Below are 22958 nucleotides of genomic sequence, written 5' to 3'. Positions count from 1 at the left end.
GGGTACGGCGGGTACGGCGGGTACGGCGGGTCGTTCGGGCTCAGCGGGTACGGCGGGTACGGCGAGTCGTTCGGGCTCAGCCCGCGAGGGCGCGCAGCGCCTGGAAGGCGCCGGCCGCGGCGAGGGCGAGCGGGAGGACGGCGACGGCCGCGAGGGTGTGCAGGAGGTCGGCGGCGCGGCCCCAGTAGGGCAGCAGCCGTCGGCCGGGGACGGTCCAGGAGGCGGCGGCCAGCAGGGCGGCCGCGGCCAGCAGCGCGGCGAGCAGGCCGGTGCGGGCGGCGGGGGCCAGCTCGGTGGCGAGGCGGGCGGTGAGCAGCACGGGGCCCCAGACGGCGGGGACGAGGACGGCCAGCCGCTGGGGGACGGAGCCGATGCCGCGGGCGTGCAGGGCGAGCAGCAGGGCCAGGGTGCAGGTCAGGGCGGTGGGGGCCCAGCCCTCCTGCCCACTGAGGGGGGTCAGGGCGAGGAGGAGGACGGGGGCGAGGGCAAGGTGGAAGGCCGTCAGGAAGCCGTCGGCGACGGTGCTTCGGGCGCGGACGGTGGCGGCGGGGACGGCTTCGATGCCTTCCTGGAGTTCCTCGGCGTTGCGGGGCAGGGCGGGCAGGCGCAGTCCGGACAGGCGGAAGCACACGCCCGGCAGGAAGGCGGCGGTGGCGACGGGGGCGACGGCCAGGGCGGCGGCGGTGGCGGGCACGGTGAGTCCGGCCAGCAGCAGGGCACCGGCCGCGGTGACGTGCAGGGCGAACAGGACCAGGCCGAGGAAGAGCGGGGCGGCGCAGCCGACGGCGGCCATGGCCAGGACGGCGGCTCCGGCGCCGGCGCAGCCGCCGGCGAGCAGGCGGGCGCCGGCGGCGGAGGGTCCGGTGTCGGGGGTGAGGAGGGCTCCGGCCAGGGCGAGGTAGGACACGGCGGTGGCGCCCAGGGCGGTGCCGGCGCCGGCGTCGCCGACGGCGCGGGAGGCGCTGAGGGCGCCCAGCAGCAGGAACAGGGCGGTGACGGCGGCGGCACCGGCCCGCAGCTGGGGCGGGCCGGGCAGCAGCAGGAGGGCCAGGCCGCCGGCCAGGACGGTGACGGCCAGGGCGAGGGCGGTGTGGTGGGTGAGGACGGGGCGCCAGGTGTCGGCGCGTTCGCGCATGCCGGTGGCGAGGCCGTCGGGGAGGTCGTCGTAGTGGACCTCGGGGAGCGGGTCGCGGCGGGGGCGCAGGTGGAGGTCCTCGCCGTCGCGCAGGCCGAGGGCGTCGGCGCCGAGTTCCTCGTCCAGGGGGGCCTGGCCGAGGCGTTGGAGGATCCAGCCGTCGTGTTCGGCGCCCTGTTCGTCGAGGTCGTCGCCGGCGTGGTCGAGGACGGCGGGCAGCAGGTCGGCGAGGGGGACGTCGGCGGGGACGACGAGTTCGAACACCGTGTCGGGTGCGTGGAACCTCAGTCGGCACAGTCCGGTTGCCGTGGTCCCGGTGGTGCTCCCGTTCAAGGTTCTCCTCGTGCTCGCGTGCGGCGCTTGCCGTACCCGCCCGTGCGGCGGTTGCCGTACCGCCCGCGGGGCGGCCTCCTTCCCGGGGGACGGGCCGGGGCGGGTGCGGGGTTCAAATCCGGTCCGAACGGGTCGAGCGGGGGCCCGGCTGAACCCCGGAGGGGGTGCCGTCCGTCGCCCCAGGAGGACGGCGTCCCGCGCGGCGGGGCACTTCGCCGCCGTCCTTCCCGGGTGCGAGGAGCGCTTTCGTTGAGTGTGGTAGTGGTCGAGCGTGCGCCGCGGCGCCCCGGGCCGGCGATGCCCGACGGCGAGATCCAGTTGCAGGAGCCGCCGGTCCTGCCGCAGTCGCAGAGCGGCATGTCGAGCATGATCACGATGGCGCCGATGGCGCTGAGCTCGCTGTCGATGGTGTTCGTGTTCCTGCGCCCGGGTGAGGGCGGCGGGATCATGACGTACGTCGCGATGGGCATGATGGGCCTCTCCGCGGTGGGCATGCTGGTGACGTCGCTGCTGCGCGGTTCCAGCGACCGTAAGCGGGAGCTGCGCGCCGAGCGGCGCGACTACCTGCGCTACCTGGCGCAGATGCGCCGTCAGGTGCGCGGGCACATCGTGCGCCAGCAGGAGGCGCTGGCCTGGCGGCACCCGGCGCCGGGCTCGCTGGCCTCGCTGGTGCGCACCTCGCGGCTGTGGGAGCGGCGCGCCGCGCACCCGGACTTCGGGGACGTGCGGGTGGGCGTGGGACACCAGCGGCTGGCGGTACGGCTGGCGCCGTTGGCGACCAAGCCGGTGGAGGACCTGGAGCCGCTGTGCGCGCACGCGCTGCGCCGGTTCATCCACGCCTACGGCACGGTCGCGGACCAGCCGATCGCGGTGTACGTGCGCGGCTACGCCCAGGTGCTGGTGCGCGCGGACGAGCGGGAGGCGGCGCGGGCGCTGGCACGGGCGATGCTGGCGCAGCTGGCGCTGTTCCACGCGCCGCAGGACCTGCGGATCGCCGTGGTCTGCGAGGCCGGGCAGCGCCGGGCGTGGGAGTGGGTGAAGTGGCTGCCGCACGCGCTGCACCCGGTGGAGACCGACGCGCTGGGGCCGGTGCGGCTGATGGCCGGGTCGGTGGCGGAGCTGGAGCAGGTGCTGGGGGCGGAGTTCGCGGGGCGCGGGCCGTGGGAGCCGGATGCGCAGCCGGGCCGGGACGAGCCGTTCACGGTGGTCGTGCTGGACGGTGTGTCGGTGGGCGCGGGCAGCCGGGCGGCGCTCGCGGGGTGGCGCAACGCGGTGCTGCTGGACCTGGGTGAGGCGCTGGAGTGGAAGCCGCTGCGGCACCGGTTGCGGCTGCGGATCGACGAGGGCCGGCTGGCGATGGTCGGTGCGGACCGCAACCACCGGGACGAGGAGACCGACCTGGGGCGGCCGGACGCGCTGTCGCTGCCGGCGGCGCGGCGGCTCGCGGCGCTGATGGCGCCGTACCGGATCGGGGACGGCTCGGAGGGCGGCGAGCCGCTCGCCGGGGACTTCGACCTGGCGTCGCTGCTGGGCGTCCGCGACCTGCACGGGCACGACGTGGCGGCGGGCTGGGCGCGCGGCGTCGCCGACCGGCTGCGGGTGCCGCTGGGGATCGCCGCCGACGGCACGCCGGTGGAGCTGGACATCAAGGAGTCGGCGCAGGGCGGCATGGGGCCGCACGGGATGCTGATCGGGGCGACCGGGTCGGGCAAGTCGGAGCTGCTGCGCACGCTGGTGCTGGCGCTGGCGATGACCCACTCCTCCGAGGTGCTGAACTTCGTGCTGGTGGACTTCAAGGGCGGGGCGACGTTCCTGGGGCTGGAGCGGCTGCCGCACACCTCGGCGGTGATCACCAACCTGGCCGACGAGGCGGCGCTGGTGGACCGGATGCGCGACGCCCTGCACGGGGAGCTGGTGCGCCGTCAGGAGCTGCTGCGGGCGGCGGGCAACTACAGCTCGCTGCTCGACTACGAGCGGGCCCGGGCCGGCGGGGCGGCGCTGGAGCCGCTGGCGACGCTGTTCGTGGTGGTCGACGAGTTCTCCGAACTGCTGGCCGCGCACCGGGACTTCATGGACCTGTTCATCATGATCGGACGACTGGGGCGCTCGCTGGGGGTGCACCTGCTGCTGGCCTCCCAGCGCCTGGACGAGGGGCGGATGCACGCCCTGGAGTCGCACCTGTCCTACCGGATCGGCCTGCGCACCTTCTCCGCGATGGAGAGCCGGGGCGTGCTGGGCGTCCCGGACGCCTACCACCTGCCCTCGCAGCCGGGCAACGGGTTCCTGCGCAGTGACATCGCGACGCTGACCAGGTTCAAGGCCGCGTACGTCTCCGGGCCCTACCGGGCGCCGCGCCCGGTCGCGGCCCGCCGTCAGGCCGCGGCCGGGCAGGTCGCGGCGTACGGCACCGAGTACGTGGCGCCGCGTCAGCCCGCCGTCCTCCCGGCGGAGGTGCAGGAGGCGCAGGAGGAGGAGGCGTCCGGTCGCAGCCTGCTGGAGATCGCGGCCGAGAAGCTGGTGGACGCCGGTCCGCCGGCCCACCCGGTGTGGCTGCCCCCGCTGGGTGTGCCGCCGACCCTGGACCAGCTGCTGGCGCCGCTGGCGCCGGTGCCCGGGTGCGGGCTGACCGCCGAGGACGATCCGGGCCGCGGCGCGCTGCGGGTGCCGGTCGGCGTGGTGGACAAGCCCTTCCAGCAGGTGCGCGACCTGCTGGTGGCGGACCTGTCCGGGGCGGGCGGGCACGTGGGGGTCGCGGGCGGGCCGCAGAGCGGCAAGTCCACCCTGCTGCGCACCCTGGTCGCGGCGCTGGCGCTCACCCACACCCCGCGCGAAGTGCAGTTCTACTGCCTGGACTTCGGCGGCGGCACGCTCTCCTCACTGCGCGGCCTGCCGCACGTGGGCGCGGTGACCGGCCGGCACGACCCGGAGCGGGTGGTGCGCACGGTCGCCGAGGTCAACGCCATCCTGGCCCGGCGCGAGCAGAGCTTCGCCGAACTGGGCCTCGACTCGGTGGCCGCGTTCCGGCGCGCCCTGGCCGAGGGCGCGCTGCCCGGGGAGGGCCACGGTGACGTGTTCCTGGTCGTCGACGGCTGGAACACCGTGCGCCAGGAGTTCCCCGACCTGGCGCCGGCGCTGACCCTGATCGCCCAGCGCGGCCTGAACTACGGCATCCACCTGGTGGTGGGCACCACCCGGTGGGGCGAGGTCAGCGGCGCGCTGCGCGACCTGCTGGGCACCCGCTTCGAGCTCCGGCTGGGCGACCCGGTCGACTCCGCGATCGGCATGCGCATCGCGGCGACCGTGCCCAAGATCCCCGGACGCGGGCTCACCGGTGAGGAACTGCACTTCCTCACCGCACTGCCCCGCCTGGACGGCCGCGGCGCCACCGAGGACCTGGGCGAGGGCGTCGCGGACCTGGTCGACGCCGTCGCCGAGCACTGGACCGGCCAGCGCGCGCCCGAGGTCCGGATGCTGCCGCTGCACCTGCCCGCCGCCGCGCTGCCCGCCCCCCAGGGCCGGCTGCGCGTGCCGTTGGGCCTGCAGGACGTCTCGATGGACACCCTCTGGCACGACTTCGAGGAGTCCCCGCACCTGGTCGTCGTCGGCGACAGCGAGGCCGGCAAGACCAACCTGCTCAAGCTGGTGGCCGCCGGCATCACCGGCGCCTACCGGCCCGACGAGGCGCGGATCATGCTGGTCGACTACCGGCGCGTCCTCCAGGGCGCGGTGCCGCCGGAGTACCGGCTCGGGCACGCCGTCGCCGTGGACGTGCTGCGCCAGATCGTCGACGGCGCGGCCCGGGCGATGGCCAACCGGCTGCCCGGGGCGGACATCGCCCCCGAGCGGCTGCGGCTGCGGGACTGGTGGGAGGGCCCCGAACTGTTCATCCTGGTCGACGACTACGAACTGGTCTCCGGCTCCCCCGGCGGCATGCAAGCCCACCCGTTCGCGCCGCTGCTGGAGTACCTGGCGCAGGGCGCCGAACTGGGCCTGCACCTGATCGTGGCCCGCAGCGCCAACGGCGTCGGGCGGGCCTCCTCCGACCAGCTGCTGCGCAAGCTCGAAGAGGTCAACACCCCGGCGCTGCTGCTGTCCTGCCCGCCCAGCGAGGGCTTCCTGTTCGGCAACACCAAGCCGCGGGCGCTGCCGCCGGGCCGGGCCCTGCACATCACCCGACGCCGGACCGTACAGGTGCAGACCGCGCTCGTCGACGACGGGGACGGCGGGGGCAGCGCGGACGGGGAAGGGGAGTCGCGTCAGTGAGCACCATCGAACAGGCCTCCGGGGCACGCCGCTGGCTGAACCGCCGGCGCACGGACAACGACACGGCGGCCGAACCGGCGGGCCCGGCCGCGCTGCACGAGGTGGGAGCGCACTTCGTCATCGCGCCCGGCACCGACGCGGCTGCGCTGCCCGCCGCGCTCACCGACGCGCTGGCCGCGCTGGAAGCCGTACCCGGCACCGTCACGGTGCTGGCCGCGGCCCCCGATGCCCAATCCGTCCTGCTCGGCCGCCTCGACGACCTCGCCCGCACCGCCGCCGACCGCAACGCCGCCACCCTGGTCCTGGCCGCCTCCGCCCTCGCGGCGACACCCGCCTCCGGGCGCCGGCCCGCGCAACGGCTCGCCGAACTGGCCGCCACCAGCATCGTCGCTCCGGACGGGCTCGTCACCCTGCGCCCCGACGGCACCCTGCTGGCCAGCGGTGCCACCGACGCCGATCCGTCCTCCTGGTGGCTGTTCACCCCGGACGGACGCACCCGCCGACTCGGGCCCGTCTGGCCGCTGCCCCGAGCAGGCACGGGCACGGCGCCCGGGCGCGCGGGCACCGGCGCGGCGCCCGGGGGCGCGGGCACCGGCAGCTCCGGGAACGGCACGACAGCAGCCGTGACGGTCACCGCAGCCGCTGTGGCGGCCACGGCGGCTGTGGCGGCCACACCGACGGCACCCGCGACGACCACGGCGGGAGCGTCCGGCGAGCACCTCGGCGCCCCGCACCCCCTCGAAGCGGACCCCACCCCCCGGCCCGCCACACCGGCCCTACCGGCGGCGGGCCCGCTGCCCTCCCCCGCCGCCCCCGCCGCCCCCGTGCCCCGGCAGGCGGCCCAGCAGGCCGCCGTACCGGACCCAACTCCCCTTCCCACCAATCCCGTCGGAACGAGCGCCCCGGCACCCCGCGCCGGGGAGCCGACCGTGGCCGGGCCCGCGGAGAGCACGGTCGAGGCGCTGACGGCCGTGCTGCCGCACGGCTTCTGGTTCCCCGGCACGACCGTCCCGGCCGCCGTGCCGGACCCCCTGCTCCGGGCCGCCACGGCGCCCGGCACCCCGGTGCTGGTGGTAGGCCGACCGCACGCGCCCTTGCCACCGGCCGCCGACGTCGCCGCAATCGCCGCCGCCGTCGCCGCTGCCCGGCCCGGCCCGCCCGACGCCCGTCCCGCCGAGCTGCTGATCAGTGCGCCCTGGGCCGACCCCGGGCAGCTCGTAGCCCTGACCGGGGCGCTCGCGGCGACCCTGGGCCACGACGTGCGGGCCGCTGTCGGCCTGCCGACACGGACCGCGAGCGGCTGGTCCGCCCGTGTCCTGGGCGCCGACGGGGCCCCGGGCTGGGAGCCGTGGCTGACCGAGCTGACCGCCTGCCGCGAGCTGGGGCGGGTGATCGCCTCCGCGTGGCGCCCCCTGCCCGCGGCCTTCGCCGACTGCGGGCCGGCGCTCCATCAGGCCCCGGTCGCGGGCTGGCGCCTGGAGGCCGTTCCGGCCGGGCTGTGGCTGCGGCCCGACCAGGTGCCGGACGACCGCGGCCCCCGCCTGCTCGCCCCGGACCCGACCCGGCCGACCCTGATCGCGGGTTCGGCCGACCGGCCGGCGCCCGCCGAGGTCCTCGCCGTCCTGGAGGACCTGGTGTCCGCCCTCACCGAACCGGGCGCCCCCGCCCCGCGACTGCTCCTGCCCGCCACCCCCACCGTCCGACGAACCCACCCGGCCACCCCTGCCACCCCCACCGTCCGACGAACCCACCCGGCCACCCCTGCCACCCCCACCCCGCCGGAACCCATCGCCCCGGCCACCGCCGCGACCGTCACCACCCAGAGCACCACCCCCGACACCCCCGCACCGACCCCAGAACCGCACACCCCGCCCGAACCCATCACCCCCGCCACCGCCGCGACCGTCACCACCCAGAGCACCACCCCCGACACCCCCGCACCGACCCCAGAACCGGCCGGCCCGCAGGACCCGCCCACCCCGCAGGCCGAAGGGGCGGGCCACGGCGAGCCACCGGCCCCGCCGCAGGGCGCCATCGTCCCCGGCTCCCCCGACTCCCCCGACACCCCCGGTCGTGCCGCCGCGCCCCGCCTCCTCGTCCCGCCCACCGTCGGCACCACCGCCGCCGGCCGCGCGTCCACGCCCGCCGAGCGGGCCGCCTTCCGGGCCCTGCTGGGTGCGGACTTCCACCGCTACGCCGGCCGCGCCGAGCAGGCGGCGCTGCGGATGCCGGCGCTGCGCGCCCAGGCGCGGGACGACCTGAAGGACGACCTGGCGGCGGTCTACCTGCACCACGCCGACACCGGTATCCCGGTGCACCGCGCCGAGTTGGTCGAGGCCGCCCGCCGCGGCGACCACGCCACCGGGCCGCTGGCCCCGTACCTGGCCTGCCTGGGGTCCGGGTTGCGGCGGCTGCCCAACCACCGGGGCGCGGTGCTGCTGGGCGCCGAGGCCGGCGAGGAGGTGCTGGCGCAGTACGTGCGCGGCGCGCTGCTGGTGGAGCCCGCGCCCGTGGTGGGGACCGCGGAGGCGGAGGTGGTGCCGGGCACGGGCGTGGAGTTCCTGGTGTGGTCCGCCACCGGCCGCCGCACGTCCGTGATCGCCGAGGAGGGGGATCCCGAAGTGGTGTTCCCGCCCGGCACCCGTTTCCTGGTGCTGGACGTCCTGCCCGCCGGCGAGGACCGCCCGGCCCGGGTGCTGCTGCGGGAGACCGGCCAGGCACCCGCGCCGGAGGGGGAGGGGGCCGGGGACGAGCAGGACCGTTCCCGTCTGCTCGCCTGGCAGGCCCGCCGTGACCAGCTGCCGCCCGAACGCCTGCGGGCCCCGGCCCGCCCCGAGCGCCTGCGCCTGACCCCGGGCGTGCGGCCCGACGACCCACGAGGAGTTCCCTCATGACGCATCAGGAGCAGTACACGCTGTACCGGCAGGAGGCGAAGCTGCTGGCCGCGGTCGGGGAGCACGTCCACCACCAGGTCGGCCGGGTCACGGTGCGCCTGCCCGCGGAACTGGCCCGCGCCGCGATGGCGGCCTGGGAACGCGACGACGAGGGCGAACTCGGCGAGGAGACCTGGGAGGAACGTGAACAGAGGGACCAGGCCGGCGAGTTGGCACTGATCGGCCTGGCCCTCACGGAGGACGGCCGCCACGATGGCGGGGAGGTCGTCGTCGACCTGCACGTCAGCTCCGCCGGGGCCGCCTTCCGCGCGTACATCGAGGCGGCGGGGCCGGCGTTCCGGCAGACGGGCCCGGCCTACCCGCCGCCCCCGCAACCGGACCCCGACGCCTGACGCCCGTACCACCCCCCGGCGCCCGGGGCGCGGCGGCGCGCCCCTGTCGGATGTCAGGGACCGCCCTGGCCCGCACGTTCCTACGCTGGCGAGCACTGGCCCCGACCGCAGGTGGGGGCCGCCGCACCAGCGAGGGAGTACACCATGCGAAGGATCACCCGTGCCCTGACCGCCGTCGCGATCACGGCCGCCGCACTGACCGCCGTGGGCACCGGCGGCGCCGGCGCCGCCGTCACCGGCGACTGGGCGGGCTGCCCGTCCGGCGCCGTCTGCGTCTACCCGCAGGACCAGAACCCGGCCGTCTCCCCCAGCGCCGTGTACTGGAGCTACGGCGCCCACAACCTCAGCGGCCAGTACGGCAACCACTGGGTGCTGAACAACCAGACCGGCGGCGCGCACGCCCACCTGTGCAAGAGCAGCGGCGGCGGCAACTGCGTGTACGACATCCCGGCCCAGAACGGCGTCTACTACGACCTCGGACCGATCAACTCCATCACCCTCGACCGGCCCTGACGATTCGTCAGGTCGGGGCTGTCCGACGACCGTGAGGTGCCCGCCGCATCAGGGGAGCGGCGGGCACCTCGCCGTCTCCCCGGCAGGACGGCGCGGCACTCCTGCCGCACGGCACCGGGCTCCCCCCGCCTACCGAGAAGCCGAGCCTTTATCCCGGTACCACCGCCATGTCAAGCGCACACGCCGGGAAAACCAAAAGCGTTCACGAAGATAACGAATAGCAGGCGTTCGCTCGGAGTCTGGTTTTACTTCTTGACGCCATGTACGCGGTCAGGGTTGACTCCCCCCACCCCGCCGCACCGTCGCGGCGCCCCAGGGAGAGGCACCCGTATGAACGCCGTACTGCGTCGCGTACTCGTCCCGACCGTCGGCCTCGCGCTGGCGCTTTCCATGACCGCCGCCTGTGGCAAGGCCGGCGGCGACAAGAAGGACTCCGCCGCCTCCGGCGACAGCACCTCCATAGGCCTGCTGCTGCCCGAGAACGCCTCCTCCGTGCGCTACGAGTCCTTCGACCGGCCCTTCATCGAGGCCAAGGTCAAGTCCCTGTGCGCGGGCTGCAAGGTGCTCTACAACAACGCCGAGGGCAGCGCCGCCAAGCAGAAGCAGCAGTTCGACACCCTCCTCACCCAGGGCGTCAAGGTCATCATCCTGGACGCCTTCGACGCCAAGTCCACCCAGAGCTGGGTGCAGGAGGCCGCCGCCAAGGGCGTCAAGGTCCTCGCCTACGACCGCCTGGCCACCGGCCCCGTCTCCGCCTACGTCTCCTTCGACAACGAGAAGGTCGGCGAGCTCCAGGGCCAGGCCCTGCTGGACGCCCTGGGCCCCCAGGCTCCCGACGCGAACATCGTCATGATCAACGGCGACGAGGCCGACCCCAACGCCGCCCAGTTCAAGACCGGCGCGCACAAGGTCCTCGACGGCAAGATCAAGAAGGTCGTCTACGAGCAGTCCGGCCAGTGGAACCCCACCGTCGCCGGCCAGAAGATCGCCGCCGCCGTCACCCAACTCGGCAAGAACGGCTTCCAGGCCGTCTACTCCGCCAACGACGGCATGGCCGGCGCCATCATCACCCAGCTCCAGGGCTCCGGCATCAAGGTCCCCGTCGGCGGCCAGGACGCCGGCCTCGACGCCATCCAGCGCGTCGTCAACGGCGACCAGGCCTACACCATCTACAAGGCCTACAAGCCCCTCGCCGAGTCCGCCGCCGAACTGGCCGTCGACCTCCTCCAGGGCAAGGACGTGAAGTCCGTGGCCACCACCACCGTCGACAGCTCCACGGACAAGAACATCCCGGCCAAGCTCCTGGACGCCAAGGTCGTCACCAAGGCCGACATCGCCCAGACCGTGATCGCCGACGGCCTCTACAAGGCCTCCGACATCTGCACCGCCGACTACGCCGCCGCCTGCACCGCCGCCGGCCTCAAGTAGCCCACCACCCCCGAACATTCAGGATGGTTCATGTGACAGGCGCACCCGTCCTCCAGCTGCGCTCGGTCTCCAAGCGCTTCGGCGCCGTCCAGGCCCTCACCGACATCGACCTCGACGTCCACCCGGGCGAGGTCCTCGCCCTCGTCGGCGACAACGGCGCCGGCAAGTCCACCCTCGTCAAGACCATCGCCGGCGTCCACGCCGTGGACGAGGGCACCATCACCTTCCGCGGCACCCCCGTGCGCCTGGCCCGCCCCCAGGACGCCACCGCCCTCGGCATCGCCACCGTGTACCAGGACCTCGCCCTCTGCGACAACCTCGACGTCATCGCCAACCTCTTCCTCGGCCGCGAACAACTGCGCCACGCCCTGCTCGACGAAGTCGCCATGGAGCAACGCGCCCGCGACCTGCTGGACACCCTCGCCATCCGCATCCCCGACGTGCACGCCCCCGTCGCCGCCCTCTCCGGCGGCCAGCGCCAGGTCGTGGCCATCGCCCGCGCCCTGGTCGGCGAACCGTCCCTCGTGCTGCTGGACGAACCCACCGCCGCGCTCGGCGTCGAACAGACCGCCCAGGTCCTCGACCTGGTGGAACGCCTGCGCGACCGCGGCCTCGCCGTGATCCTGATCAGCCACAACATGGCCGACGTACGGGCGGTGGCCGACACCGTCGCCGTCCTGCGCCTGGGCCGCAACAACGGCGTCTTCCCCGTCGCCGACACCACCCAGGAACAGATCGTCGCCGCCATCACCGGCGCCGACGACAACGCCCACGCCCGCCGCCGGGCCCGCCGCGCCGAGGAGGAGGACGCCGCATGACCGCCCCCGCCCCCGACCCCCGCCTGCACGTCACCGCCCCGACCTGGGCCGGACGAGCCGACGCCGCCCGGCGCCGGCTCGCCTCCGGCGAACTGGGGTCGCTGCCCGTGGTCGTCGGACTGGTCGTCATCGCGATCGTCTTCCAGTCCGTCACCCACCACTTCCTGCAGGCCGACAACCTCACCAACATCACCCGCTTCATCGCCGGACCGGGGCTGATAGCCGTCGGCGTCGTCTTCGTCCTCATCCTCGGCGAGATCGACCTCTCCCTCGGCTCGGTCGCCGGCGCGTCCTCCGCCATCACCGCCGTCCTCGCCGTACGCCAGGGCTGGCCGGAATGGCTCGCCATCGCCGCCGCCCTCGCCGCCGCCTGCGTCATCGGCGCCCTGCACGGCCTGCTCTTCGCCCGCGTCGGCGTCCCCGCCTTCGTCGTCACCCTCGCCGGCATGCTCGCCTGGAGCGGCCTCCAGGAATGGGTCCTCGGCGACGCCGGCACCGTCAACAACCCCCACGACGGCATCGTCGCCGGCCTCGACTCCACCTTCCTCGGCGGCGGCGACATCGCCTACGCCTGGGGCCTCGCCGTCCTCGCCCCCGCCCTCTACCTGCTCGCCCAACTGCGCACCGCCCGGCGGCGGTCCGCCGCCGGCCTGGCCTCCCGGCCGCTCGCCGACACGGTGCTGCGCACCGCCGCGCTGGCGGTGCTCGCCCTGGCCGCCGCGTACGCCCTCAACCAGGACCGCGGCCTGCCGCTGTCCCTGGTCGTCCTGCTCGGCGTGGTCGTCGCCACCGACTTCACCCTGCGCCGAACCCGCTTCGGGCGGCAGATCTTCGCCCTCGGCGGCAGCGTCGAGGCGGCCCGGCGCGCCGGCGTCAACGTCGCCCGCGTCCGGGTCACGGTGTTCATGCTCTCCGCGCTGCTGGCCGGCCTCGGCGGCCTCTTCTACGCCTCCCAGCAGGGCTCCGCCGACAAGCAACTCGGCAGCGGCAACGTCCTGATGATGGCCATCGCCGCCGCCGTCATCGGCGGCACCAGCCTCTTCGGCGGCCGCGGCAACACCTGGTCCGCGCTGCTGGGCATCCTGGTCATCCAGTCCATCACCACCGGCCTGGACATGGTCCACGCCGCCCAGGCCATCCAGTACATGATCACCGGCGCGGTCCTGCTCGCGGCCGTCGTCCTCGACTCCCTCACCCGCCGCACCCGGGCCGCCCGCAGATAACCCCGGCCGCCCGTCAACCCGCTCCCCGCCACCCCGAAACCCCGGGACGGCGGGGAGTGACCGTTACTCCTCAGGGGCGGTCGGATCCTCGCCGACCGGCACGCCCTGAACGAAGGTGACGTCGGGTTCGGAGGCAGGGTTGATGGGAGTTCGGCGAGGTCTGAACCTACGGCAGCCTTCCGCCCCGCCGCCCCGGAAGCCGGGGCGGCGGGGCTTCGTCGTCGGCCGGCCTCAGGCCGGGTGGAGGCCCGGGTTGCCGGCCTCGGTCACGAAGGACGCGGCCGTGGAGACCGTTCCGCCGGGGCGGGTGATGTGGGAGACGGTGCGGTAGTCGGCGCGGGCCCGGTGGCGGTCCAACGTCAGGGTGGTGTAGCCGCGGCGGCCGTCGTAGAACTTCATGTGGGGGTTGGCGGCCGTCAGCGTGGCCCAGTTGGAGGGCTTCTCCTCGCCGTCGCCGTCGCTGCTGACGGAGGTGCCGACGATCTCCACGCCGACCGTCCGGGAGCCCGGGTCGTCGAAGTCCCGCTTGACGTCCATCGCGTAGGCGACGTGGACGTCTCCGGTGAGCAGCAGCAGGTTCTTCGTACCGGCCTCGTCGACGGCCTTGAGGAAGCGCTCGCGCGCCGCCGGGTAGCCGTCCCAGGCGTCCATCGACAGCTTCGAGCGCTCGGCGGTGGTGTTCTTGCGGCGGGAGAACACCACCTGCTGGGGCACCACGTTCCAGGTCGCCCGGGAACGCCGCAGCCCCTCGGCGAACCAACGCTCCTGGGTGGCGCCCATCAGGGTGCGGCGCGGGTCCTGGGACTCGGGTGTCGGGTACTGCCAGCCGTCGCCGTTGGCCTGGTCGTCGCGGTACTGGCGGGTGTCGAGGATGTCGAACTGCGCGAGCTGCCCGCAGTGGACCCGCCGGTAGAGGGTGAGGTCGGTGCCGCGAGGCTGGGGCAGGCGCAGCGGCTGGTTCTCCCAGTAGGCGCGGTAGGCGGCGGCACGGCGGGCGACGAAGGGGGCCGGGTCCTGGTTCTTCTCGGGGATGCCGGCGGCGTAGTTGTTCTCGACCTCGTGGTCGTCCCAGGTGACGTACCAGGGGTGGGCGGAGTGGGCGGCCTGGAGGTCGGGGTCGTTCTTGTAGAGGCTGTAGCGCAGCCGGTAGTCCTCCAGGGTGACGGTCTCGTGGTCGAGGGCGGCGGGCAGGACGCGGTCGGTGTACTTGCGGTCGCCGCCGGCCGCGTCGATGGCGTACTCGTAGACGTAGTCGCCGACGTGGAAGACGGCGTCGAGGTCCTCGTCGGCGAGGTGGCGGTAGGCGGTGAAGTAGCCGTCCTCGTAAGCCTGGCAGGAGACGACGGCGAAGCGGGTGCGCTCCGGGCGGCGGGTGCGGGCGGGGGCGGTGCGGGTGCGGCCGACGGGGCTGGCCCAGGCGCCGACGGTGAAGCGGTAGAAGTAGCCGCGGGCCGCGTCGAGGCCGTCGACGTCGACGTGGACGGCGTAGTTGAACTCGGCGTGGGCGCGGACGGAGCCGCGTCGCTCGACGCGGCGGAAGCGCTCGTCGCGGGCGATCTCCCAGCCGACCCGGACGGATCCGGCCGGGGGCAGGCCGCCGCCGGGTTCCAGGGGGCGCGGAGCGAGGCGGGTCCACAGCACGACGGCGTCGGGCAGCGGGTCGCCGGAGGCCACGCCGAGGGTGAACGGGTCGTCGGTGATCAGGCGCGGCGCGAACTCGGGGGTGTCGGCGTGGGCGGAGGGCAGGTTGACGGTGAAGGCGAGCGTGGCGGCGGCCGAGGTGACGGTCAGGAAGCGGCGCCGGTCCAGGCGCGCGGCGGCCTCGCGCAGCAGGCGGTCGGGCGAGGGGCGTTCGGCGGGACGGGGCATGGCGGGGCGGCCTTTCGCTGCTGGGGGCAGTTCGACTCCGGGGGGTGTGCGAAGGAATTGGAGTGGACCGCTCCGTACGCTGGAGGTCCGGACCCGGGCGGCGGGGTGATCATCCGATGGGAGATTGGTGAAGGTCCGACAGATGCCGTGATACCTGGAGGAATCCGGGCGATGAGCCTCCTTTCGCAGGACACGGGACGGACCATCGTGCGGGAACGGTGCACGCCCGGGCCGTTTCCGGCCCGGGCGTGCAAGGGGTTGGTCAAGCGGGTGTCCTGGGGATCGGTCAAACGGGCGGGCCGCGCCGGATCCTTCCGGACAGTCAGATCCTGCCGGAGAAGGTGTCGCACTGAGTCATGTCGCCGCCGCGGTAGCCGGTCGTGAACCACGCCTTGCGCTGCGCGGAGGAACCGTGCGTCCACGCCTCCGGATTGATCCTCCCGGTGGCCTGCTTCTGGATCCGGTCGTCACCCACCGCCGCCGCCGCGTCCAGGCCCTGGGCGATGTCCTGATCCGTCAGCACCGAGATCAACGGACGCCCCGTGGAGGCCTGCGGGGTCGTGGTCGCGTGGTGCGCCCACACCCCCGCGTAGCAGTCGGCCTGCAGTTCCAGGCGTACCGAGGCGCTGTCCGCGCCCTGCCGGTCGTTGCCGACCTTCTGCATGGTGCCGAGCAGGTTCTGCAGGTGGTGCCCGTACTCGTGCGCCACCACGTACGACTCCGCGAACGGGCCGCCCTTGGCGCCGAAGCGGCTGGACAGCTCGTCGAAGAACCCCAGGTCGAAGTACGCCATCCGGTCACCTGGACAGTAGAACGGACCCACCGCCGACGTCGCCGGACCGCAGGCGGTGGAGACCCGGTTGGTGAACAGCACCGTCTGGGCGGGCTTGTACGCCACCTTCGTACGGGCCGGCAACTCCGCCCCCCAGAACTCCTGCAGGCTGTTGGTCACCGCCGTGATCCGGCAGTCCTGACGCTTGTTCGCGTCCACACCCTTCTTGCAGGACTCGCGCACCTCGCTGTCCGTCCGCGCCCCGGTGGTGGAGGAGCCGCTGCCACCGCCGTCGGACAGGCCCAGCAACTGCGGATCGACCCCCAGGATGACCGCGAACAGCACCGCGATCAGGCCCACCGCTCCGCCGCCGAGGGCGACCTTCCCACCCGGAATGCCCCGCCGGTCGTCCACCTGCGAGGTGTCGAGGTCGCCCTCGTCATCGAACTGCATCGCCCCTGCCTGCCCGCTTCTGTCGATCCATCGGTGTGCCGGTGTGCCGGTGTGCCGAGGTGTCGGTGTGTCGACGTGTCGGCGTGTCGCGTTGGTGACGTTCTGTTCCGTCCCCGGCCCGCTCAGCCTACGGGGCGCCGGGCCGGACACGCGGCAGCCGGCGCAGCACGCGAGCGAGGTCACACCCGCCCGCACCGGACCGACGCTCCGGCCGACCCTGCGGGCGGGCGCACGGTCCGCACGCCCGCCCGGGCGTCACACCCCGGCACCGACCACCCGCAGCAGCTCCAGCCGCGAGGCGCTCTCGCTGCCCACCGCGGCCGTGTGCACCAGCAGCAACTGGTCCTCCCCGCCCGCGGCCAGCACCTCGCACTCCAGCACCAGTTCCCCCACCACCGGATGGCACACCCGTTTGGCCCCACTGCGCCTGCGCGCCACCTCATGGCGCCCCCAGTGGGCAGCGAACTCCGGTCCCGTCGCCAGGAGTTCGGCGAGCAGTCCGGCCACCCGCGGATCACCCGGGCGGGACGCGTGCGCCGCGCGCAGGCCCGCCACGTGGGCGCGGGCCAGGGCCTCGTGGTCCTCCGGCGGGAAGAGCGCCCGGCTCGCCGGGTCGGCGAACCAGCGCAGCAGCAGGTTGCGCCGGCCGGAACCACCGGCGTCCCCGAACACCGCCGCCGCCATCGCGTTCTGCGCCAGCACGTCCCCCACGTCCGAGACCACCTGTGCGGGCACGTCGTGCAGGCGGTCCAGGATCAGCAGCAGTCCGGGCCGCACGTGCGCGTGGGCGCCGTGGCGGCGCGGCGGCTCGTGGCCGGCCAGGTGGAACAGGTGGTCGCGCTCGTCCTCACTCAGACGCAGCGCCCGCGCCAGGGCCGCCAGCAACTGCGGGGAGGGCTGCGGGCCGCGGCGCTGCTCCAGTCGCGCGTAGTAGTCCACCGACAGTCCGGCCAGCTGCGCCACCTCCTCCCGGCGCAGCCCGGGCGTACGGCGCCGGGCACCGGGCGGCAGGCCGAGGTCGGCGGGCGTCAGACGGGCACGGGCGCGGCTGAGGAAGTCGGCGAGGGCCTCACGGTCGATCATGGTGCCCAGCATGGCGCGCTCCGGGGCCGGTAGCCAGGGCCCACCGGTCCGGGGCTGGGCGGGCTCCAGGGCCGGCCGGGCTCCAGGGCCGGTCGGGCTCCAGGGCCGGCCGGGCCTCGGGTGGTCTAGAGTCGTGGCCCGTGTCCGGATCCTCGTCACCCTCCTCCTCGTACCTGCGCACGACCGCCGACGCCTACGACGCGCTGGCGGAGCGCTACGCCGACTTCGTGAGGGACGGCCTGGCCCACCTGCCGCTGGACCGCTCCCTCGTCACCGCCTTCGCCGACCTGGTGCGCGAGTCCGGGTCCGGCCAGGTCGCGGACCTGGGCTGCGGGCCCGGCTACCTCACGGCCGCGCTGGCCGAGCACGGCCTGGACGCCTCCGGCATCGACCTCTCCCCCGCACTGATCGCCATCGCCCGTCGGCGGTACCCGCGGCTGCGCTTCCGGACGGGATCGATGGATGCCCTGGCGGTGGGCGACGGAGAGCTGGACGGGGTCGTGTCCTGGTACTCGCTGATCCACACCCCACCCGAGCAACTCCCCTCCTACCTGGCCGAGTTCCGCCGCGTGCTGGCCCCGGGCGGGTACGCGCTGCTCGGGTTCTTCGAGTCCGAGGGCGATCCCGTCACCCCCTTCGACCACAAGGTCACCACCGCCTACCGCTGGCCCGTCGACCACCTCGCCCACCTCGCCCGCGAAGCCGGCCTCACCGAGAACGCCCGCCTGCTGCGTGAGCCCGGCGAGGGCGAGCGCTTCCGCCACGGCCGGCTCCTGCTGCGCGCCGTCTAGTGGCTCGTCTCCGGCAGGAGCCCGTCGACCAGGTGCGGACACAGCTCCCTCAGCATGGCGAGAATCGCATCCGCGTCCGCGAAGGTCAGCTCCTCGACGAAGAAGGACTCCGCATGCTGCGTCGCGCACTGCGGCGTGGGCCGGTATTCGTCTCCGAAGAGGCAGCGGGCGTGCTCCGTCAGCGTGCTGTGCATGCCGGCCAGCCTACGACGGCATGATCCGCCGGACGGGCGCGGGCCGCCCCCGGGTACGGCGCACAGCACCCGGGGCGCGCCGCGCGGGGCGTGGCGCGATCCGTGGGGTGCTCGTCGTTGACGCCGTCGACGCCGCTCGGACAGCCTGGCAGGCATGCGTCAGGTGGTGTTCGTGGTGTTCGAGGGATTCCAGTCGGTCGACCTGGTCGGCCCCCATGCGGTGTTCCATTACGCACAGGAGGCGGTCGGCGGCTACGACTGCCCGGTGGTGGCCCCCCGCGCCGGTGCGGTCCGCTCCTCCAGCGGGCTGACGATGCACGCCACCCACGGGATCGCGGACCTCGCCCCCGAAGGACTGGACACCCTGGTCGTGATCGGCGGCCCCGGCGTCAACGACGCGCGCCACGACCCCGCCCTGGTCGCCTGGATCACCGCGGCCGCGTCCGGCGCCCGCCGGGTCGCCTCGGTGTGCAGCGGTGCGCTGCTCCTGGCCGCCACCGGCTTCCTCGCCGGACGGCGGGTCACCACCCACTGGGCCCGCGAGCGCCAACTCGCCCAGGAGCACCCCGAACTGACCGTGGACTGCGACCCGATCTTCATCCGGGACGGGCCGGTGTGGACCTCCGCCGGCGTCAGCGCCGGCATGGACCTCGCACTCGCCCTCGTGGAGGACGACCACGGGCCGGAGCTCGCCCTCGCGGCAGCCCGCGAGATGGTGCTGTACCTGCGCCGACCCGGCAACCAGTCACAGTTCAGCGTCCCCCTGTGGTCGGCGCAGCCGACCAGCGGGCCCGTACGCACAGCCGTACGGGCCGTCCAGGACGACCCCGGCGGGCGGCACGGCCTCGCGGAGCTGGCCGCCCGGGCCGGCCTCAGCCCCCGCCACCTGCAGCGGCGCTTCGCCGCGGAAGTCGGCACGGGACCGGCCGCCTACGTCGAACGCGTACGGATGGAAGCGGCCCGACGGGCCCTCACCGAGACCGACGAACCGGTCGCCGCACTCGCCCGCCGCCTGGGCTTCGGCACCGCCGAGACCATGCGCCGCACCTTCCACCGCCACCTCGGCATCGCCCCCGACCACTACCGCGAACGCTTCGGCCACTCGACCACCCACGCACTCCCGGAGAACTGACATGAAGACACAGCTCGTCACCGTGGTCACCGGCGGAAGCCGCGGCATCGGCGCGGCGATCTGCCGGCGCCTCGCAGGCGAGGGCCACGACGTCGTCCTCGGCTACCACACGGACGGCGCCGCCGCCGAGGCCGTAGCGGCGCAGGTCCGTGACCGCGGCCGCACCTGCCTGACCGTACGGGCCGACACCGCCGAGGAGGCGGACGTCGAGCACCTCTTCGACCGGGCCGCACAGCTCGGCCCCCTCACCGCCCTGGTCAACAACGCCGGGACCAGCGGCCCCAACGGACCACTGGCCGAAGCCGACCCGGCCGGGATCCGCCGCGCCCTGGACATCAACATCCTCGGATACCTGCTGTGCGCCCGCCGCGCCGTCCAGGACATGGCACCTACGGGCGGCGGAGCGATCGTCAACATCTCCTCCGCCGCGGCCACCCTCGGCAGCCCCGGACAGTACGTCCACTACGCCGCCTCCAAGGCCGCCGTCGACGCCATGACCGTCGGACTGTCGAAAGAAGTCGCCGGACAGCGCATCCGCGTCAACGCCGTCGCCCCCGGCACCATCTGGACCGACTTCCACCAGGACCCCCAACGCCCCGCCAAAGCCGCCGCCAACATCCCCCTCGGCCGCGCCGGCCAGCCGGAGGAGATCGCCGCGGCGGTCTCCTGGCTGCTGTCACAGGACGCCTCGTACACGACCGGGGCGATCCTCCGAGTAGCGGGCGGACTCTGACCCGAACCCGACACCCAGGGGGGTACCCCCCACTCACCAGAATGACAACGGGACGCCGCACGTGGACCCCGCAGGAACGCGCCATGCACCCCTGACACCCCGCCCGGCCGTCACGGCCGGAGCTGGCGGGCGAGCCCGGCACAGGTCGTTCGAGAGAGCCCGACCGACGGACCGGGCACCTCGCGATCAGACGTTCGCCGGCCCAGGACGAGACCCTGCGCATCGGCGAGAGCCGCCCCCGCCCACCGCGCGGAGCGTTGCCAGTCGCCTTGACCGAGTCGGCCAGAACCGCCGCCGACCGGGCGAGGGGGCCGCGCGCGGCGGCGGGGCGGCGGAGCCGGTGCCGGGGTGCGGCCGGACACTGGTGGGCCCGGACGCCAGGCAGGAGAAACCCCATGGACGAGCGCAGCCTCCCCCACCTCCCGGGCCGCCCGGACCCCGGCGGGAGCCGGCCGGGCGGCGGGCAGGCCGGGGTGCTGGGCACGGCGCTGGCCGGGGTGCTGGCGGCCGCGCTCGCCTCGGGGTCCTGGCAGTGGTTCTCCACCTACCTCGGGCTGACCCTGCTCGCCGTGGTCTTCGCCTTCGCCGACCCGCCACTGCGCTCAACCCGTGCGCACGGTACGCCCGGTACGCCCGGTGCGGGGTTCGGCGGCGGTCGCCTGCGGTCGCTGGCGGCCTACTCGCTGGTCGTCGGCCTGTGCGCGGCCCTCGTCCTGGCCCCGGCGATGCAGCGCTGGGCCTGGCTGCTGCCGATGCCGGGCACCCGCGCCGAGTGCGCGCGCCTGGGCGACTACGCGGCGCTGAACGCGCGGGCCGCCCTCGGCGCGCTCGCCGACCAGGGGGCCGACGCGCTGGCCTCCGCGCAGCGCACCCAGGGCCGGGTCGCCGTGAACGACTGCCTGGCCTCGACGACGACGCTGTGGCTGCCGGTGTACGCGTCGGCGGCGGCGCTGCTGACCGCCCTCGCCGTCCACCTCGCGGGCCGTACCCGCGCGGCACGCAGCGGCCCGGGCCGCACAGGCGACAAGGAGCGGTAACAGGACCGGCGGTCCCAACCAGGGATCGGGAATCCCTGGATCAGCGGGTCTCTGTCGGCGGCCGGGCGGGGCGGGCAAGCTGGTGCACGTCGGAGAGCACAACTCCTGTGAGGGGAAGCAAGCATGACGAAGATCCTGGTGACGGGGGCGACCGGTTCGGTGGGGCAGCGTCTGGTGCCGCGCCTGGCGCGGTGGGCCGGGGCCGAGGGTGGCTCGGTGCGGGTGCTGGTGCGGGACGCGGCCAAGGCGCAGGCGGTGGGGCTGGAGCTGGACGGGGTGGAGACGGTGGTCGGGGACGTGTGCGAACCCGCCGACCGGGCGCGGGCGTTGGCGGACGTCGACGTGGTGCTGAACGTGGCGGCGGCGCTGCGCGGGGTGCCGGACGAGCAGGCGTGGGCGGTGAACCGGGACGCGGCGATCGCGCTGGGCCGGGAGGCCGCGAAGGCCGGGGTGGCGAGGTTCGTGCACACCAGCACCAACCTGGTGTACGGGCGGGGGCTGGGCCGCCCGGCCGTGGAGGAGGACCGGTTGGCGCCCGATCCGGCGTGGGGGGTGTACGCGCAGTCCAAGGCGCAGGCCGAGGCGGGACTGCGCGAGCTGGCGGACGAACTGCCGCTGGTGGTGGCCCGGTTGGCGTTCGTGTACGGGGAGGGCGATCCGCACCTGGCGCAGTCGCTGCACTGGGCCGCGTCCTGGCCGGCCCACCAGCGGCTGGCGGTGGTGCACCACGCGGACGTGGCGCAGGCGCTGTGGCGGGCGGTGGTGACCCCGGGGATCGAGGGCCGCACCTACAACGTGTCGGACGACGCGCCGCTGACCGCCTGGGACCTGCACGTCCTCAACGGCCGCACCCACCCCGGCACTTCGGCGCCGGAAGCGGGGTTCGACCCGTGGGAGGGGCAGGTGTCGACCGCGGCCGCCCGCCGGGACCTGGGCTGGCGTCCGCTGTTCCCGTCGGCGTGGGCGGCGGCACAGGCCGGGACACTGTGACCACCGCCCACCCCGGGCCGACCGGCGATCAGGCGCTCGGGTCCCAGTCGATGAGCTGCTGGAAGACCTGACGGTCGCCGTCGATGTTCATGGCGTCCAGCGAGAGGCGGCCGTAGCAGAAGAGGACCAGCTCGGAGGCAATGCCACGGGCGGAGACATCCGCGGGCGTGGCGGCGGCCCCGGTCGGATGGTCGGTCAGGCGCTCGACCTGGACGCCGTCGGCGCCCAGGTGCAGGCGCCAGGAGCGGCCCTCGGTGGCGTGGTAGTCGATGACCGCGGGGGTGTGCGGCCAGGCGACGGGGGTGGCGACGCAGGTGAACTGGAACTCCTCGACGCCGTCGAGCGCGACCTCCTCGGGCAGCATCTCGGCCGCTCCGTTGGCGAGTTGAGCGTCGTAGGTGTGCACCGCGCTCTCCTGGACCCGGTGGCGGGCGACGCCGCCGGCGCTCTGCGGGGTCTGCGAGCCGGGCCACCACGTCCAGCAGTCGGCCTCGGCGCCGACGGCGCGCAGGGTGTCCAGCAGCTGCTGGGTGGAGTCGGCCAGCCAGGCCGTCAGGGCCTCGCGCTCGCGGGGTGCGACGATGGCGGCGCGAGCGGCGACGGCCTCGGCGGGGGGCCCGTCGGCGGGACCGGCGGCGACGATCGCGGCCCAGAAGCGGTCTCCGCTGCCCAGGTGCCGGGCCAGGTCGTGGAGCGTCCACTCGGGGCAGCTGGGGACCTTGGCGTCGAGGTCGGGGGCGGCGGCGATCGCGGCGCGGAAGGCGGCGGAGCGGTCGTCGATCAGACGCAGCAGGTCGGGGAAGTCCGGGTTCTTGTGCACCCGGGAGTTCTACCACCGTACGGCGACGGCGGACCAGCGGTTTTCTCGGGAGGCAGGGCCCGGCCCTCCCCCGGACGGGGAGGGC

General features: G+C 74.8%; 18 protein-coding genes. 12 read left to right on the top strand and 6 right to left on the bottom strand.

The genetic code is table 11. The features are described from left to right. Positions 1-76: 76 nt before the first annotated feature. Entirely contained in the window at positions 77-1468 is a 1392-nt protein-coding gene (gene eccD, locus ACFXOZ_RS15245) for a type VII secretion integral membrane protein EccD (RefSeq protein WP_380590609.1), read from the bottom strand. 249 nt (positions 1469-1717) lie between these two features. Between eccD and eccCa the strand changes: the two genes are divergently transcribed. The 7 genes from eccCa to ACFXOZ_RS15210 all read left to right on the top strand — a co-directional run bounded on the left by eccCa (position 1718) and on the right by ACFXOZ_RS15210 (position 12999). Beyond that, positions 1718-5731 carry a type VII secretion protein EccCa gene (gene eccCa, locus ACFXOZ_RS15240; RefSeq protein WP_380590606.1) on the top strand — a complete coding sequence of 1338 codons (4014 nt, stop codon included), beginning with the start codon at positions 1718-1720 and terminating at the stop codon, positions 5729-5731. Further along, positions 5728-8625: a hypothetical protein gene (locus ACFXOZ_RS15235; protein WP_380590603.1), complete on the top strand. Its 2898-nt coding sequence runs from the start codon at positions 5728-5730 to the stop codon at positions 8623-8625. Before eccCa ends, ACFXOZ_RS15235 begins: the two co-directional genes overlap by 4 nt. Further along, entirely contained in the window at positions 8622-9017 is a 396-nt protein-coding gene (locus tag ACFXOZ_RS15230) for a hypothetical protein (RefSeq protein ID WP_380590600.1), read from the top strand. The genes ACFXOZ_RS15235 and ACFXOZ_RS15230 overlap by 4 nt, the downstream gene beginning before the upstream one ends. 144 nt (positions 9018-9161) lie before the next feature. Continuing rightward, positions 9162-9530, top strand: coding sequence for a hypothetical protein (locus ACFXOZ_RS15225; protein WP_380522852.1), 369 nt, complete (start codon positions 9162-9164; stop codon positions 9528-9530). A 330-nt stretch (positions 9531-9860) separates the two neighbouring features. Next, positions 9861-10958, top strand: a complete 1098-nt coding sequence (locus ACFXOZ_RS15220; protein ID WP_380590597.1) for a sugar ABC transporter substrate-binding protein — start codon at positions 9861-9863, stop codon at positions 10956-10958. Positions 10959-10981: 23 nt separating this feature from the next. Continuing rightward, the gene (locus tag ACFXOZ_RS15215) at positions 10982-11776 is read left to right on the top strand and encodes an ATP-binding cassette domain-containing protein (protein ID WP_375895376.1); all 795 of its coding nucleotides are present in this window, start codon (positions 10982-10984) and stop codon (positions 11774-11776) included. Continuing rightward, positions 11773-12999 carry a sugar ABC transporter permease gene (locus tag ACFXOZ_RS15210; protein WP_380590594.1) on the top strand — a complete coding sequence of 409 codons (1227 nt, stop codon included), beginning with the start codon at positions 11773-11775 and terminating at the stop codon, positions 12997-12999. The genes ACFXOZ_RS15215 and ACFXOZ_RS15210 overlap by 4 nt, the downstream gene beginning before the upstream one ends. A 231-nt stretch (positions 13000-13230) precedes the next feature. Here the strand turns inward: ACFXOZ_RS15210 and ACFXOZ_RS15205 are convergent, their stop codons facing one another. The 3 genes from ACFXOZ_RS15205 to ACFXOZ_RS15195 form a co-directional block, all read right to left on the bottom strand. Further along, complete coding sequence (locus ACFXOZ_RS15205; RefSeq protein ID WP_380590591.1) at positions 13231-14868, bottom strand: alkaline phosphatase D family protein; 1638 nt, start codon at positions 14866-14868, stop codon at positions 13231-13233. 322 nt (positions 14869-15190) lie between these two features. Further along, entirely contained in the window at positions 15191-16093 is a 903-nt protein-coding gene (locus tag ACFXOZ_RS15200; protein WP_380522848.1) for a neutral zinc metallopeptidase, read from the bottom strand. A 255-nt stretch (positions 16094-16348) separates the two neighbouring features. After that, positions 16349-17173: a helix-turn-helix transcriptional regulator gene (locus tag ACFXOZ_RS15195; RefSeq protein WP_380590690.1), complete on the bottom strand. Its 825-nt coding sequence runs from the start codon at positions 17171-17173 to the stop codon at positions 16349-16351. Between the two features lie 143 nt (positions 17174-17316). Here ACFXOZ_RS15195 and ACFXOZ_RS15190 point away from each other — a divergent pair, with 143 nt between their 5' ends. Further along, positions 17317-17967, top strand: a complete 651-nt coding sequence (locus ACFXOZ_RS15190) for a class I SAM-dependent methyltransferase (protein WP_380590588.1) — start codon at positions 17317-17319, stop codon at positions 17965-17967. On the opposite strand, the gene ACFXOZ_RS15185 is transcribed toward ACFXOZ_RS15190, so the two are convergent. Continuing rightward, positions 17964-18161, bottom strand: coding sequence for a hypothetical protein (locus ACFXOZ_RS15185; protein WP_375895363.1), 198 nt, complete (start codon positions 18159-18161; stop codon positions 17964-17966). The genes ACFXOZ_RS15190 and ACFXOZ_RS15185 overlap by 4 nt on opposite strands. 154 nt (positions 18162-18315) lie before the next feature. Here ACFXOZ_RS15185 and ACFXOZ_RS15180 point away from each other — a divergent pair, with 154 nt between their 5' ends. The 4 genes from ACFXOZ_RS15180 to ACFXOZ_RS15165 all read left to right on the top strand — a co-directional run bounded on the left by ACFXOZ_RS15180 (position 18316) and on the right by ACFXOZ_RS15165 (position 22053). After that, entirely contained in the window at positions 18316-19293 is a 978-nt protein-coding gene (locus ACFXOZ_RS15180; protein WP_380522845.1) for a GlxA family transcriptional regulator, read from the top strand. Position 19294: 1 nt separating this feature from the next. After that, positions 19295-20026 (top strand): SDR family NAD(P)-dependent oxidoreductase, encoded by a 732-nt coding sequence (locus ACFXOZ_RS15175; RefSeq protein ID WP_380590584.1) that lies wholly within the window; start codon positions 19295-19297, stop codon positions 20024-20026. Positions 20027-20421: 395 nt separating this feature from the next. Continuing rightward, complete coding sequence (locus tag ACFXOZ_RS15170) at positions 20422-21063, top strand: hypothetical protein (RefSeq protein WP_380590581.1); 642 nt, start codon at positions 20422-20424, stop codon at positions 21061-21063. 123 nt (positions 21064-21186) lie between these two features. Next, entirely contained in the window at positions 21187-22053 is an 867-nt protein-coding gene (locus ACFXOZ_RS15165; RefSeq protein WP_380590578.1) for an NAD-dependent epimerase/dehydratase family protein, read from the top strand. A gap of 28 nt (positions 22054-22081) precedes the next feature. Here ACFXOZ_RS15165 and ACFXOZ_RS15160 read toward each other — a convergent pair whose 3' ends face one another. Then, a complete protein-coding gene (locus tag ACFXOZ_RS15160) occupies positions 22082-22873 on the bottom strand; it encodes a maleylpyruvate isomerase family mycothiol-dependent enzyme (RefSeq protein WP_380590575.1) in 792 nt (263 codons plus the stop codon). Between the last annotated feature and the right edge of the window lie 85 nt (positions 22874-22958).

The sequence above is a fragment of the Kitasatospora sp. NPDC059160 genome (genome assembly GCF_042755465.1).
Classification (GTDB): Bacteria; Actinomycetota; Actinomycetes; order Streptomycetales; family Streptomycetaceae; genus Kitasatospora.
Note: the sequence above shows the minus strand (reverse complement) of the source record. Positions and strands in the feature narration are given on the sequence as shown.

Bases quoted from the DNA above. Each gene is read 5' to 3' on its own strand.
- ACFXOZ_RS15230 (WP_380590600.1), top strand. From the start codon at position 8,622: ATGACGCATCAGGAGCAGTACACGCTGTACCGGCAGGAGGCGAAGCTG.
- ACFXOZ_RS15225 (WP_380522852.1), top strand. From the start codon at position 9,162: ATGCGAAGGATCACCCGTGCCCTGACCGCCGTCGCGATCACGGCCGCC.
- ACFXOZ_RS15220 (WP_380590597.1), top strand. From the start codon at position 9,861: ATGAACGCCGTACTGCGTCGCGTACTCGTCCCGACCGTCGGCCTCGCG.
- ACFXOZ_RS15215 (WP_375895376.1), top strand. From the start codon at position 10,982: ATGGTTCATGTGACAGGCGCACCCGTCCTCCAGCTGCGCTCGGTCTCC.
- ACFXOZ_RS15210 (WP_380590594.1), top strand. From the start codon at position 11,773: ATGACCGCCCCCGCCCCCGACCCCCGCCTGCACGTCACCGCCCCGACC.
- ACFXOZ_RS15205 (WP_380590591.1), bottom strand. From the start codon at position 14,868: ATGCCCCGTCCCGCCGAACGCCCCTCGCCCGACCGCCTGCTGCGCGAG.
- ACFXOZ_RS15200 (WP_380522848.1), bottom strand. From the start codon at position 16,093: ATGCAGTTCGATGACGAGGGCGACCTCGACACCTCGCAGGTGGACGAC.
- ACFXOZ_RS15185 (WP_375895363.1), bottom strand. From the start codon at position 18,161: ATGCACAGCACGCTGACGGAGCACGCCCGCTGCCTCTTCGGAGACGAA.
- ACFXOZ_RS15180 (WP_380522845.1), top strand. From the start codon at position 18,316: ATGCGTCAGGTGGTGTTCGTGGTGTTCGAGGGATTCCAGTCGGTCGAC.
- ACFXOZ_RS15175 (WP_380590584.1), top strand. From the start codon at position 19,295: ATGAAGACACAGCTCGTCACCGTGGTCACCGGCGGAAGCCGCGGCATC.
- ACFXOZ_RS15170 (WP_380590581.1), top strand. From the start codon at position 20,422: ATGGACGAGCGCAGCCTCCCCCACCTCCCGGGCCGCCCGGACCCCGGC.
- ACFXOZ_RS15165 (WP_380590578.1), top strand. From the start codon at position 21,187: ATGACGAAGATCCTGGTGACGGGGGCGACCGGTTCGGTGGGGCAGCGT.